This is a genomic window from Neorhizobium petrolearium, assembly GCF_017873175.1.
In the GTDB taxonomy this organism is placed as follows: Bacteria; Pseudomonadota; Alphaproteobacteria; order Rhizobiales; family Rhizobiaceae; genus Neorhizobium; species Neorhizobium petrolearium.
In genome coordinates, this window is the sequence record NZ_JAGGJW010000027.1 from 1 (window position 1) to 12,493 (window position 12,493).

14 protein-coding genes and 3 pseudogenes are annotated in these 12,493 nt (G+C 58.3%); 5 read left to right on the forward strand and 12 right to left on the reverse strand.

Going from position 1 to position 12,493, the window contains the following annotated elements; translation table 11 throughout:
• From J2046_RS34030 to J2046_RS31705, 4 genes are all read left to right on the forward strand, one after another.
• A partial coding sequence (locus tag J2046_RS34030; RefSeq protein WP_233470418.1) for an SDR family oxidoreductase occupies nt 1-310 on the forward strand: 310 nt, incomplete at its 5' end.
• Between the two features lie 25 nt (nt 311-335).
• A complete protein-coding gene (locus J2046_RS31695) occupies nt 336-782 on the forward strand; it encodes an ester cyclase (RefSeq protein WP_210058620.1) in 447 nt (148 codons plus the stop codon).
• Nucleotides 783-793: 11 nt separating this feature from the next.
• Nucleotides 794-1,570 carry an SDR family oxidoreductase gene (locus J2046_RS31700; protein ID WP_210058622.1) on the forward strand — a complete coding sequence of 259 codons (777 nt, stop codon included), beginning with the start codon at nt 794-796 and terminating at the stop codon, nt 1,568-1,570.
• Nucleotides 1,571-1,750: 180 nt separating this feature from the next.
• Nucleotides 1,751-2,185, forward strand: a complete 435-nt coding sequence (locus J2046_RS31705; protein WP_210058624.1) for a DoxX family protein — start codon at nt 1,751-1,753, stop codon at nt 2,183-2,185.
• 55 nt (nt 2,186-2,240) lie between these two features.
• Here J2046_RS31705 and budC read toward each other — a convergent pair whose 3' ends face one another.
• The 7 genes and pseudogenes from budC to J2046_RS31740 all read right to left on the reverse strand — a co-directional run.
• Complete coding sequence (gene budC, locus J2046_RS31710) at nt 2,241-3,011, reverse strand: meso-2,3-butanediol dehydrogenase (protein WP_210058626.1); 771 nt, start codon at nt 3,009-3,011, stop codon at nt 2,241-2,243.
• A 73-nt stretch (nt 3,012-3,084) separates the two neighbouring features.
• The gene (locus J2046_RS31715; RefSeq protein ID WP_210058628.1) at nt 3,085-3,924 is read right to left on the reverse strand and encodes an oxidoreductase; all 840 of its coding nucleotides are present in this window, start codon (nt 3,922-3,924) and stop codon (nt 3,085-3,087) included.
• A 20-nt stretch (nt 3,925-3,944) separates the two neighbouring features.
• Nucleotides 3,945-4,247, reverse strand: coding sequence for a putative quinol monooxygenase (locus tag J2046_RS31720; RefSeq protein WP_210058629.1), 303 nt, complete (start codon nt 4,245-4,247; stop codon nt 3,945-3,947).
• Between the two features lie 100 nt (nt 4,248-4,347).
• A complete protein-coding gene (locus J2046_RS31725) occupies nt 4,348-4,632 on the reverse strand; it encodes a DUF1330 domain-containing protein (RefSeq protein ID WP_210058631.1) in 285 nt (94 codons plus the stop codon).
• Between the two features lie 51 nt (nt 4,633-4,683).
• Nucleotides 4,684-5,232 carry a flavin reductase family protein gene (locus J2046_RS31730; protein ID WP_210058633.1) on the reverse strand — a complete coding sequence of 183 codons (549 nt, stop codon included), beginning with the start codon at nt 5,230-5,232 and terminating at the stop codon, nt 4,684-4,686.
• A 57-nt stretch (nt 5,233-5,289) separates the two neighbouring features.
• Nucleotides 5,290-6,039, reverse strand: coding sequence for an SDR family oxidoreductase (locus tag J2046_RS31735; RefSeq protein WP_210058634.1), 750 nt, complete (start codon nt 6,037-6,039; stop codon nt 5,290-5,292).
• 431 nt (nt 6,040-6,470) lie between these two features.
• A pseudogene (locus J2046_RS31740) lies at nt 6,471-7,289 on the reverse strand (adenylate/guanylate cyclase domain-containing protein); the annotation flags it as partial.
• Between J2046_RS31740 and J2046_RS31745 the strand changes: the two are divergent.
• Nucleotides 7,285-7,989 (forward strand): annotated as a pseudogene (locus tag J2046_RS31745) (IS3 family transposase); the annotation flags it as partial. The pseudogenes J2046_RS31740 and J2046_RS31745 overlap by 5 nt on opposite strands.
• Before the next feature lie 11 nt (nt 7,990-8,000).
• Here the strand turns inward: J2046_RS31745 and J2046_RS31750 are convergent.
• The 5 genes and pseudogenes from J2046_RS31750 to J2046_RS31765 all read right to left on the reverse strand — a co-directional run bounded on the left by J2046_RS31750 (nt 8,001) and on the right by J2046_RS31765 (nt 12,465).
• Nucleotides 8,001-10,064 (reverse strand): recombinase family protein, encoded by a 2,064-nt coding sequence (locus tag J2046_RS31750; protein WP_210058635.1) that lies wholly within the window; start codon nt 10,062-10,064, stop codon nt 8,001-8,003.
• Nucleotides 10,054-10,251 (reverse strand): hypothetical protein, encoded by a 198-nt coding sequence (locus tag J2046_RS31755; RefSeq protein WP_210058636.1) that lies wholly within the window; start codon nt 10,249-10,251, stop codon nt 10,054-10,056. The genes J2046_RS31750 and J2046_RS31755 overlap by 11 nt, the downstream gene beginning before the upstream one ends.
• Nucleotides 10,252-10,700: 449 nt before the next feature.
• Nucleotides 10,701-10,922: pseudogene (locus tag J2046_RS34035) on the reverse strand (adenylate/guanylate cyclase domain-containing protein); the annotation flags it as partial.
• A gap of 218 nt (nt 10,923-11,140) precedes the next feature.
• Nucleotides 11,141-12,145, reverse strand: a complete 1,005-nt coding sequence (locus J2046_RS31760; protein WP_210058637.1) for an AraC family transcriptional regulator — start codon at nt 12,143-12,145, stop codon at nt 11,141-11,143.
• A 50-nt stretch (nt 12,146-12,195) separates the two neighbouring features.
• Nucleotides 12,196-12,465 carry a hypothetical protein gene (locus tag J2046_RS31765; RefSeq protein WP_233470420.1) on the reverse strand — a complete coding sequence of 90 codons (270 nt, stop codon included), beginning with the start codon at nt 12,463-12,465 and terminating at the stop codon, nt 12,196-12,198.
• Between the last annotated feature and the right edge of the window lie 28 nt (nt 12,466-12,493).

Below are 12,493 nucleotides of genomic sequence, written 5' to 3' on the forward strand. Positions count from 1 at the left end.
TCGAGGCCAAGACGCAATTCGCCGTCGCATTCGGCGAAAGGTTCGTCAGCAACTGACGGAAACGGGCCTCAGGCACAAAAAATCCGACAGTCCCCCCGGCTGGACTGAAACGCCAATGGTTGTGGCAAACAGCCAACAAAACCCCGCCTTTGCCGCACTCGCTCAAAACGCCATTCCTGCCAAACGCGGCGGCAGGCCGGAGGAAATCGCGGCCGCGGCAATCTGGCTTGCCTCCGACGCCGCCTCCTATGTCACCGGACACACGCTGACCGTCGATGGCGGCATGACGATTGGTGGCTTCGAACTTTGACGCTCAATCTTGAAAGGAACATCCCATGTCTGACCAAAACGAAGCATTGAAAGCAGTCGTCCGCCGTAACACACTCGAGGTGCAGTCCGGCGGTAATTTCGAGCTCTTTGACCAGCTTTTCGCCGAGGACTTTCTGGACCACACACCGCAGCCTGGGGGGACGCCAGACAAGGAAGGTGCCCGCCGCCTTTACCATGCTCTGCGCGAAGCCTTCCCGGACTTCCACGCCGAAATTCACTGGCAAGCGGTCGACGGCGACATCGTGACGACTTTCAAGACCTATCACGGCACGCATCAGGGCGTCGTCCTTGGGATCGCGCCAACGGGCCGCCAGATCAAGTTCGAAACCGTCGACGCCATGCGCATTCGCAACGGCCAGATCGTCGAACACTGGGGCGTGGCCAACCTCTATTATCTTTTGCAACAACTCGACGCCCTGCCCTCCTCGGCTCCCAAAGTGCCGGAACATTAAGGATCACCACAATGAGCAACAGCAACATTCTCGACGGCAAGGTCGTCATCGTAACCGGCGCATCAAGCGGCATTGGCCGTGCGATCGCCATCCGGGCTGCCGAACATGGCGCCAAAGCAGTTATCGTCTCTGACGTCGTGGAAGCACCGCGCGAAGGCGGTGAACCGACTGCCTCCGAGATCAGAAAACTGGGGGCAAAATCCGTCTTCGTGAAAGCAGACGTCAGCCGCAAGGCTGACAACGACGCCCTCGTTGCGGCGGCAGAAGAATTCGGCGGCGTCGATGTCATGGTCGCAAATGCAGGCATTACGCTGAAGACAGACGGGGCGGAGGTTCCGGAAGACGATTACCGCCGCCTGATGTCTGTCAATCTCGATGGCCCGCTATTTGGAGCGCAGGCAGCTGCGCGTCAGATGAAAGCACGCAACAAGCAGGGCAGCATTGTCCTCATGGCAAGCATGGGCGGGATCTCTGGCGCCGGCATCACCGTCGCCTACTCGACCAGCAAGGGCGGCGTTGTGCTGATGGCCAAATCATTGGCCGACGCTCTTGGCCCCGACGGTATCCGCGTCAATGCAGTCGCACCCGGCACCATCGACACGGAGCTTCTTCGCACCAGCCCCGGCATCGCACAGGCCTCCGAGGGCTTTCGCCAGAGGACGCCGCTTCGCCGGCTTGGCAAACCGGCAGAAGTCGGAGATGCTGTCGCCTTCCTTGGCTCGGACCTGTCGAGCTATGTGTCTGGTACCGCGCTCCTCGTGGATGGAGGGCTGCTCTCCGTTATCTGATTTCTCGACCCTCCAGTCGGACCCGCGCCCTCACAAGCGCGGGTTTTTCTTTGCCTCCATCATTCGATTTTATCGACGATAATCGGCGATATTATCCTACTTTTTCGTTCGCTCGCATGATGGCAATTTCTCCTCACGACGCAGCCACGGTGGCTACGCCCCAACCTAAGGAGAACGTCCATGTCTTATTCCGATGCAATCGCTCAGCGCGTTCAAACTCTTTCGCAGTCGGCCCTCATCAACGGCGTCACGCCTCTCACCGGCCGTGTCCTGCTGTCGGCAATCTTCCTTCTGTCCGGTATCAGCAAGATCTCTGATCCAGCTGGGACGATCGGCTATATCAATATGGTTGGCCTGCCCTTCCCGCCGCTGTCCTACGGCGCAGCCGTCGTGACTGAACTCCTGGGCAGCATTGCGCTGATCCTCGGCTTCCAGACCCGCATCGTCGCCCTGATCCTTGCCCTGTTCAGCGTTGCCACGGCACTGACGTTCCACAACAACCTCAGCGACCTGAACCAGTTCATCCACTTCTTCAAGAACATCGCAATGGCCGGCGGTCTGCTGCAGGTCGTCGCGTTCGGCGCGGGCCGTTACAGCCTCGACGCCCGCCGTTAATTGAACCACCCGATCACAGGAGAAGCCCGGACCATTGTCCGGGCTTCTCGCGTTTTTACTTACCCCATTCCGGACCGCCATCGGTGCAGGTCTGGCCCCCATCGACAGGCAAGACAATTCCGGTGATCCAGGCAGCTTCATCACTGGCAAGAAAAGCGACCGCCGAGGCAATCTCTTCAGGTTGGCCTGCCCGTCGCAACGGGATCCGGTCCCACGCCTTTTCGAGAAGCGCGTCGTCATCCATGATAGCATCCACCATTCCCGTGACAGTAAGCCCGGGTGCCACTGTGTTTGCTCTGACGCCGAACTTGCCGAGGTCACAGGCCGCTGAGCGGGTTAGATTCGCAACCCCACCCTTTGCAGCATTGTAGGCAGCATGGCTCCAGCCGCCACCAAGGGATGAGACGGAGCCGATGTTGACGATCGAACCCTTGGTCTCCTTCAGATGCGGGACCGCTGCACGGCTCATGTAAAAGACGCCGGAAAGGTCCGACGCAATGCATTCGCCCCAATCCTGATCGCTCGTCTCTTCGATGGTGCCGACGAGATTCACGCCGGCGGCATTGACGACAGTGTCGATCCGGCCGAAGCGCTCCACGGTCGCGGCAACAAGGGCGTCGCAGTCCGGCCGTGAAGAAACATTCGCGACAAAGGTGCCACTGCGCTCGGCCGGCATCTTGGAGGCAGCTTCCGACAACCGCTTCTCCGTCCTGCCGGAGATCATCACGGACGCTCCTTCCTCAAGAAGCCGGTTGGCAATAGCGGCGCCGATACCGGAACCACCGCCGGTCACAATTGCTACTCTTCCTTCAAATCGCTTTGACATGACACACTCCTTCATTCTCCGTGGCGAAGGCCGCGGCAGTGTTGGTTTCGTGTTTGGGTCTGACTGGATTGGTTCAGTTTGTCGGGAAGTCGGCGGAACGAGACAAAGCTTCCCAGGCGAGGACGTTCGCCTTGAGATCGTCCGCCTTCTTCAGGGCTGCGTCCGCCGCATCATTGCCGAGCGGAAGGTGATGCGGAGGCTGTTGCGCCAGCACGGCTTCCCGGATCGCCTTTGCTGCGCGCGCGGGGTCACCGGCCTGCTTTCCGACCGATGCGTGGTAGGCACGACGTGCCTCGCCCGCTGTCGCCTCGTAATCCTCAATGGACGCGGAGACCTCGTTCGACGAGCCTGCCCATTCCGTCCGGAACGCGCTTGGCTCGACGGTCATGACGTTGATCCCGAGTGGGGCGACTTCTTTCCGGAGCGTATCCGACAGGCCTTCCACGGCAAATTTGGTCGCGCAGTAATAGCCCACGCCGGTGTAGCCAACCAGGCCGCCGATTGATGTCAGATTGACGATCGTACCACTGCGGCGGGCTCGCATATGTGGAAGCACCGAATGGATCGTGTTGGCGACACCAAAGAAATTGACATCAAACAGGCGACGGGCGTCGGTTTCTTCGGTTTCCTCAATGGCGCCGAAGAAACCGATCCCGGCATTGTTGATCAGGACGTCGATCCGGCCGAAATGCGCTTCTGCTGCATCAACGACCTTCTGGCACTGATCCCGGTCGATGACGTCGAGCGGGAGGATCAGGACATCGCCCTTCTGCTCAAGATCCGCGATTTTGTCAGTCTTGCGAGCCGTCACCACGACCTTTTCACCGGCTTCCAGCAGGTGTTCCGCGATGTAGCGACCGAAGCCTGTAGAGCATCCGGTGACGAGCCAGACTTTAGGGTTTTGCGTGCTCATTTCATATACTCCTTTCTGTTTCAGACCTGCGGCGACCGTTGCTGGTAGCCGCAGATTTCAACGTCTTCGACGCACAGGTCCGGGACCTTCGCCATGAAGGCCTCGACATAAGGTGTGCTCATATGCAGTTTGAAGTCGGAGGCGTGCCGCCAGTCTTCGAGCACCATCCAGACATCGGGAACGTCGTTGGACTGGTGGATCTCGTAGCGTAGGCAGCCTTCCTCGTTGCGGGACGGAGCAACGAGCTGAAGCAGTTCGTCACCCAGATCTCCTGAACGGCCCGGCTTAGCAGTGAAGTAGGCCACATTGGTGAGGTCAGCCATTTCGGGTCTCCTTCTCGATTAGGGCAACACCCGCACAGTTACGGGATGTCTGGAAAAGATCTGCCGCGCCTTTGCGGGAGCTGTCGTGATCTTGCTGTTTTCAGACGCCGTTGATTGCTATGATGCGAGATGCGGCGGCAGCCTGCCGCTGTGCGGCCAGAGGTGCATATTCCGGCGATGCGAAGAGCTCACGGATCGCTTGCCTGTCAGGAAACTCGATGATGAGCATGTTGGTGGCGGTCCAGCCTTCCAGCTCTAGAGGGCTTTCATCGATGGCGATAAGCTTGCCGCCGGCTTTGGCGACGAGCGGCAATGCCTTTGACCTGTAATCTTCGATAGACTTCATGTCGTGGATGTCGAGATCGACGATAAGATAAGCAGACATAGGTCTTTTCCTTTCCTGTTGAGTTTGTAGCTTCTGGGGCTCATGGCGCTGTCAGGGGAGATGGCGCCATTTGACCATGCGGTCTTTGAGGTCGAGCGTGCCGCCGTCGACGGTGAACGTACCGTCACCCCGGTGATGCATCGTTCGACGCTCTTTTCGGGTCTCGTTGATCCAGATCCTCGTCGCTTCAAGGATGAAGAGGTTGTAGGGATCCGAAAGCCTGGTATCGACGACCCGACATTCGATGTTGACCAGGCAGTCGGACAAGAGCGGTGCTGCCACGTCCTTGGCAGGTCGCGTCTTGAGGCAGTACCTCTGGAATTTGTTCACCCTATCGCCCGAACAATTCCCGACGTCGACAACCGTTTCGACGAGATCCAGACCGGGGACTGCGATGACACATTCTCCGGTTTTTCGGAGAGCCTGATAGCTGTGATCCCAGGGACCGATGACACAACCGATCAGCGGCGGGTCATGTTGGATCATCATATGGAAGCCCATTGTCATCACATTGGGCTTGCCGTTATCGCTCGTGGAAACCATGACGATCGGGCCAGGTTCCAGAACGCGATAAGCTTGAGATGCGGGTAATTCCTTCATGACAATCTCCCTTGAGAGGTCCCTGCATCAAGGCAGGGACCCTTCAGGGTCGGCCTGTTACCAACCCTGTTCTACTGGCAGGACGAACAGCTCGGCGACGTCCACATGAGCCGGGGCCTGGGCGGCGAAGACGATGGTGTCGCCGATATCCTCGCCCTGAAGGAAGGTCATCTGGCTGGCCAGTTCGTCCATCTGCTTGCGATAACCCGGATCGGTTATGTGATCGTAGAGTTCGGTGGCAACGGCGCCCGGCTGGATGCAGGTGACGCGAATGCCATGCTTCTGGCCAACTTCCATACGAAGGCCATCAGAGAAAGCCGTGACCGCATGTTTCGTGGCGCAGTAGACCGACAGACCCTTGAACACCTTGCGGCCAGCGATAGAGGACATGTTGAAGACATGGCCTGAATGCTGCTTGATCATCTGGGGCAAAACGGCTGCCGTCGTGTTGAGCAGGCCCTTCACATTAACGTCCACCATTCGCTGCCACTCGTCGACCTTGAACTGGTCGATATCGGAGAGCGGCATCAGGCCAGCATTGTTGACGAGGATGTCGATCGAACCATAGGCATCGATCAGCTTCTTCACGCCCGCATCGACCGAGTTCGTGTCAACCACGTCCATTTCGATCACAAGAGCTTCGCCGCCCTTGGCTTCAATCTGGTTCTTGAGATCTTCGAGCTTGTCGGTGCGCCGTGCAGCGATACCGACCTTTGCACCGGCTTCAGCAAGCTTCGCAGCAGTCGCGGCTCCAATGCCACTCGATGCTCCGGTCACCAGTGCGATCTTTCCATTGAGGTTGGTCATTGTCTTCATTCCTTGTCTGAAGCCCACCACCGCGGTGGGCGTTTCGTTTTGACAAGGAGGAATTTAAGCCGTTCATCAGCGCCCTTCTCACGGGCTCTTGCTCGACCTGTCGCGATCTTGCTCGAAACGTAAGATGTTAAAAACTAGCCTAGGCGATGGTGACTTGGGCGGCAGGCCAGTTTAACGACGGACTAGCTGGACCAACTGAAAGTCTTCGTCGATTTCGACGTAAACGAGCATGCGGCCACAGCCACGCGCGCTATTGCGTTTGCTGAGCCGATCAAAGTATCCGGTAGGGGGGCTATTATCCGCTTCCCGAAATCAGGGCATGTTCAGGGAGACGAGACACACTACAGGTGAGGCCACTCGTCTGGAGCTGATGCTGCTGATGCAAGCGTGCCAACGGCGCTTGATGGAGCGAAAACTCACTTTCAGCCGACGGCATGATGGGGAGTAACAAGCGTGTAAAGCATTTGCGCGCCTTCTACGCCCTTGAGTGCGAACCGGCCCACGCATGCAAGACGCTGGCGATTACGCCCCTCCATACAGTCTGCGAAGTTTGAAGAGGTTAGCAGGTTTACATCCAGCGACCGACACAATGAAACGATGCGGCTTACCTCGTTTACGGCGGGACCTATCACAGTGAAATCGAGCCGGTCCTCGCTTCCGATATTCCCGTAGAAGACATCACCGATATGTAGCCCGAGACAGACTTCCGTTGTGGGACGGCCTTCCGATGTCCTCCGGGTATTAAGGGATTTCAGCCTCAGGCGGAGGAGGTTTTCGGCCTGCAGCGCGGCGTCACAAGCATCGATCTGTCGATCCGCCCTGAAAATTGCCAGGATACCATCTCCGATTAATTTCAGGACCGTCCCGCCAGCCTCATGGACTGCTGAGATGACCGCATCACTGTAATCATTCAGGAGAGGAATGATCTCCTCAGGCGACACTGAGGCAGAAATTCTTGTATAGTTTGCAAGGTCCGAGAACCACAGGGCCGCGGATATCCGTTCCGACGCGCCCCGGTTGATTTTACCTTCGAAAACTTTTCGTGCTGCGTCGTGCCCAAGATAGACTTCGGCAATCGTCCTTGCGATCCGCGCAAGCGCAGTGCTTTTAATCGCCAATGCAAGAACCGGCAAAAGTTTGCGAAGGTTTTGAAGATCGACATCAGAAAAACCACCGGGGTCGCGAGTCGCGAAGTGAGAGAAGAAGCAGTCCATCTCTCCAATGGTCCCTTGCTTCTCAAAGCCGCGCGGCTCCTATCACAAGGCCGAGGATGCAGAGCTTTTGCCCATCATCCGCAGGCTGGCGGATCAAAGGCCAACCTATGGCTATCGGCGGATCGCCGCGCTCCTCAATCGCGAGAGGCGAGCCGCCGATAAGCCTGTCGTCAACGCCAAGCGGGTTCATCGCATCATGGGCAGCCACGCCATGTTGCTGGAGAAGCACACGGCCGCTCGCAGGGGCCGCCTCCACGACGGCAAGGTCATGGTGATGCGCTCGAACCTGCGCTGGTGCTCGGACGGTCTGGAGTTCACCTGCTGGAATGGCGAGGTCATCCGTCTCGCCTTCATCATCGACGCCTTCGACCGGGAGATCATCGCCTGGACGGCGGTCGCCAACGCGGGCATCTCCGGCTCTGACGTGCGCGACATGATGCTGGAGGCGGTCGAGAAGCGGTTCGCAGCAACGCGAGCCCCGCACGCAATCGAGCATCTCTCGGACAATGGTTCTGCTTACACCGCGAGGGACACGAGGCTATTTGCCCAGGCGCTCAATCTGACGCCTTGCTTCACGCCGGTGGCCAGTCCGCAGTCGAACGGCATGTCGGACGCCTTCGTCAAAACCCTGAAGCGGGACTATATCCGCATCTCAGCACTACCGGACGCAGAAACAGCGCTCCGGCTCATCGACGGATGGATCGAGGACTACAATCCTGTTTCATAACACCCATCTTTCTATGTCATTGAAGGGAATAGGTTTTCGTGATCTGGAGGCGATCCCGCGGGGTGGCGAGGGTTCTTCCGGGCGCGATCGAGGATCTGACGTGCTTGTGGGGTCGCGAGTTTTGAACGGCTGAAGATCCATGGGCCATCGGGTAGCGGATGAACCCCCTCAATATCGCCAGCCTCGGCCGCCAGACGCAGCGTCTTTGGCGTTATCCCGAGTAACTTCGCCGCGCCGCCCAGATTAAGCCATGGCTCGACCCCGTCGATCTGCGGACGGAAGACCGGAATCTTGCGATATGACCTCAGCGCGGTGACCCGCTCCCGTGTCCAGCGATTGCCATTACCGGTCGTCAGTCCGTTGCGATTGAGGACACCGGCAATCACATCATCATTGGCGATCAAGACAAGCTGTCTCACAGCGTCGACAATGTCGTCAGGGGTCGCGTTTCTTTGGCCACGGCGTCGCTTCGGCAGGCGCAGCTCGGTGTGGACGCCGCCAACCCAATGAATGACGAGGACGATCTCAGAGGTTCCATCATCGAGATCGGCGATCACTTCATTGATGAGCGTGCGCATAATGCGCTTCTTCAGCCTTGCATCGGTTGTCGGCGCCGTCCAGACGGTGCGAAGGTTTCCCGCAAGTGCGGTTACCTGTGATGCGGACATGGGGAACGGCTGCGGCGTAACTGTCCGATGTTTGGCAATCTTGGCCTCGATCTCACCGACGCCAGTCAGCGCCTTGTTCCAGCGTGCTTCCAGCTCCGACGTCACCAGCCTATTCTCCGGATCAGCCGCGTCATATTGCCGGAATGCCCGGTCGGCGACATAGCGCGCTGCCTCGAGGTCGCGCAGCAGGGCATCCTGAACCTGGTCTCGTTGGCTGGCCATATTGCGTTCCGCCTCGACGGCGGCGGCAATGGCTCCTGGCTCGACCACGCCGAGAAGTGCCTCTTCGATCGCGTCATCGACCCGGAGCCCGCCGAAAGCAATGCAGCGCGGCTCGTCATTCTCCTGTAGACCGCGCCAGCAGGAATAGCGCGGAATGTTATGATTGCTTCCGGTGTAGCGGACTGTCAGCTTCCGACCGCACCTCTTGCAACGGAAAAGGCCGGCAAGCAGAGCGTCGCCATGCTTCGGCGCTCCATGATGACGGCTGGCCGACATATTGTCGCGGACCATCTTGCGGATCCCCTCCGCCCGTTCCCAGCTGACGTAACCTTCATGTGCATCCGGGATCAGCGCCAGCCATTCATCACGCGTTTTGCGTCGAATTCCAGACTGGCCATCGTATCGGGGCACGGAGCGACTCTTACCATAAGCGTACGCTCCGCCGTAGATCGGGTTCGCAATCATCCGGTGGATGGTGGCATAATTTGGCCTGCGCCAGATGACGGTACCATTGTTGTATCTGACCGGAAGGTCCAGACCCTGCTCAAGGAACCATAGCAAGGCCTGTCGGGCACTGCCGAGTTCGGCTACCTTGTTGAAGACGAGCACAACGGCCTCCTGGATGCGTCGGTCGGGATCCTTCTCGATCCTGTCACCGGCCTTCACGAAGCCGACCGGAACAGCGACGACGAGCTCGCCGCGGCGAGCCTTCTCGTAACGGGCGGAAAGGGAACGTTGGCGCAAGAGATCGAGTTCATACTCATTGAGGCTGCCCTTCAAACCCAGGAGCAGGCGGTCATTGCCCTGGCGGGGTGCATAGACAGCTTCCTGGTCGACCAGGACGGTATCGACAACGCGACACATCTCAATGAGTTGCTGCCAGTCCCGGCTATTGCGGGCGAAACGCGAGACCTCGCGCGCGGCCACGGCGCCGACCTTGCCCAGGCATACTTCCGCCACCATCCGGTCAAATCCAGCCCGAGTCACGCCGCCGGAAGCCGAACGACCAAGGTCGTCATCCACCGTCTCTATATGTGACCATCCAAGCGCTGCCAGCCGGTCGCGCATGGCGTACTGGAGGGCGCTGCTTTCGCGATTGTGCAGAACCTGGTGAGCCGAAGACTGCCGAACATAGAGGATGGCTTTCCGCTCCAGATGCTGCGGCGTGATCTTCTCATGCATCATGACCGACCTCCTTCTGCTGGGAGGCGCGCCCGCAGTTTGCGTGATCGACGAACAGCCGCACGATGAGAACCGTCAACGCCTGGCGGGTCTCCTCCGGCAACTCCGGCCATTGCGGCGTCCCTGCCGTCTTCCCCCGCTGCGGGGCCGAGAACAGATCGAACTGGCATGTCATGGGCTGGCGAGGCATGAACATCTCTCCGACTCGTTTCGTGAGAGACCAATGCTGCGCCCATTACCGAAGATTGCGATGAGCCATCAGCGTCCTTCAGCAATCTTGCCAAAGTATGCAGGCTTGCGAGATTGACGTGCGGGACCGCCAGGCTGCGCCAACAACCACTCACTGATCTGTCGAACATCCACGACGGGACCTCAAGAAGTCGACCAGAAGAAGAACCAGAAGGCTGCAGCGGAAAATATGCGTCCCTTTGGACACCGCCTCATGCACGTGTACGAGCCGCCCGGACCAGGGATGCCACGGATACAGAAGCTCGCGAACCTCGGTCCCGTGGGTGTTCTGTCGTCGTGTTGTACAACGAAATCCATCCCCATTCCGCGCTCAAGATGGCTTCCCCTCGGCAGTTCATCAGGGCTAAATCAAACTAGCCGACATGTCCGGTCAAACGGGGTGCACTCCACGTACTCAAACTCTGTCTCCACGACTTGCTGACTGTCCCATCGAAAGGCGCGCCCCTCGTGAACCGGGTGCAGCGTGTCAATAAGTGCAAGACTGCGGTCAAGCGGTAAACCGGCGTCACGACATGCTGCACAAAAGCCGCCGAGCAACACGGACTCGCTTGCTCCGTGAAGCCCTTGCTGTGCTACCCAAGCGGAAATCCTCTCAATGTCTTCGTTAGTCATACCACTTAGAATTTCCGCGCAAAATTGTCAGTGACTTACTGTGCGGGTTGAGTTTCACCGAAACAAGAGCCTTTAGCTTCTAATCACACCAATGCTGCAGTTCCCGACCGTTGTTCATCGCTGCCTCCCGGGTATTTACGGAACACCCGGAAACGATCTTTCGCACCTTTGGGAGCCCTGGCGCGCTCTTGCTCGAAATCGCGACAAGGCAAAAGAATTCAGCCTCGCCGATAGTGGCTCGGCGGCAGACCGGTCTCGCGACGGAAGACCTGGGCGAAATGGCTGGGGCTCGAATAGCCGACGGACATGCCGATCTCAATGATGCTCGCATCTGTCTCCTGCAGGAGAAGCCGCGCGCGGTCTATCCGCTGACGGATAAGGTAGCGCGAAGGCGACAGACCCGTTGCCTTTTTGAACAGGCGACTGAAATGGAATTCACTCATGCCGACTGTCTCGGCAATCTGTGCGAGATTGAACGGCTCGGCTAGATTTTTTTCAAGATATGCGACGGCTCGACGAAGCTTGAAGCCGGGAAGTGCATTCTGACGATCATCCGGGGCTTCACTCGCGGCATAATTCCGGATCAGATGCACGGCTAGTGTCTGGGCAAGGCCCTGAATGAACAGCTGACTTCCCTTCCCCTCAGACGTGAGTTCTTGGTGGATCACGGAAAGAAGGAGCGACAGCTGCGTGTCCTTACCCCCTGAAATATCGCGGAGTGCGGGAGGAGCGGCGCAGCCCAGCACATCATAGGCGACGCGCTCGAACAGCGGAACGGAGAGATAAAGGTGCATGACCTGGAAAGGTGCGTCGCCGATGGCGCGCCAGCGCATCTCGTATGGGGTGGGGGAGCGGGTCAGGAAAAAATCACCAACTGTGACCGTGTTGGCGACCCAGTCCCCGTCAAGGTCGCGTTCCTCAACGACAGCTTCGCCTGACATCACCCAAACGATCAATGGTTCTGCAACAGCAGGAACAAGAAATGGCTCCTGCTTGTTGAGACGGGAATAGACCTGCACGAACATGTCGTTCCACGCCGGACTATCGCCACTAACAAGCGTGCGACCGGCAATATACTGTTCAAGCCCGACCGGGGACGTCCGCTCGGGCCTCGCAATGACCTCTTCCAGTTCGGGCACGAGTGCCGCTGGATAAATGGGATTTCCGGTAACGGCCGGGATTGGGGGCAAAACGTTTTGGCGGGATGGTTCGATGGTTTCCAATGCGGACCCTCTCTTAAAACGAGCATAGCTTGTGTAGGTTGCCTAAGGGTTCAATGGAACATATCCCGGTTCACATCTCCGCCCACAACCACCATCAATGATGCAATGCAGCATTTGGTTTCGTCCGATGAGAAAATAAATCCGGTCTCAACGCACTCTTTGGGGCAAACGAAATCCACATCAACGTCACATGTAAATATTTCCGGCTCCGTAGCACCCTTCGGGAAACCTCCATTGACCTCTTTCTCAAGAAGCAACCGCCCGGCGGCACCCTCCCCTCGCATCGCTCGAATGAAAGTGGCTGCTGCACCGCCCAACATGATCCACTCCATCGTTCGTAGGTTTGGG

Coding starts and splice junctions, on each gene's coding strand:
- J2046_RS31695 (WP_210058620.1), top strand. CDS start 336: ATGTCTGACCAAAACGAAGCATTGAAAGCAGTCGTCCGCCGTAACACA.
- J2046_RS31715 (WP_210058628.1), bottom strand. CDS start 3,924: ATGAGCACGCAAAACCCTAAAGTCTGGCTCGTCACCGGATGCTCTACA.
- J2046_RS31750 (WP_210058635.1), bottom strand. CDS start 10,064: ATGATGCATGAGAAGATCACGCCGCAGCATCTGGAGCGGAAAGCCATC.
- J2046_RS31705 (WP_210058624.1), top strand. CDS start 1,751: ATGTCTTATTCCGATGCAATCGCTCAGCGCGTTCAAACTCTTTCGCAG.
- J2046_RS31755 (WP_210058636.1), bottom strand. CDS start 10,251: ATGCCTCGCCAGCCCATGACATGCCAGTTCGATCTGTTCTCGGCCCCG.
- J2046_RS31720 (WP_210058629.1), bottom strand. CDS start 4,247: ATGGCTGACCTCACCAATGTGGCCTACTTCACTGCTAAGCCGGGCCGT.
- J2046_RS31700 (WP_210058622.1), top strand. CDS start 794: ATGAGCAACAGCAACATTCTCGACGGCAAGGTCGTCATCGTAACCGGC.
- J2046_RS31725 (WP_210058631.1), bottom strand. CDS start 4,632: ATGTCTGCTTATCTTATCGTCGATCTCGACATCCACGACATGAAGTCT.
- J2046_RS31765 (WP_233470420.1), bottom strand. CDS start 12,465: ATGTTGGGCGGTGCAGCAGCCACTTTCATTCGAGCGATGCGAGGGGAG.
- J2046_RS31735 (WP_210058634.1), bottom strand. CDS start 6,039: ATGACCAACCTCAATGGAAAGATCGCACTGGTGACCGGAGCATCGAGT.
- J2046_RS31730 (WP_210058633.1), bottom strand. CDS start 5,232: ATGAAGGAATTACCCGCATCTCAAGCTTATCGCGTTCTGGAACCTGGC.
- budC (WP_210058626.1), bottom strand. CDS start 3,011: ATGTCAAAGCGATTTGAAGGAAGAGTAGCAATTGTGACCGGCGGTGGT.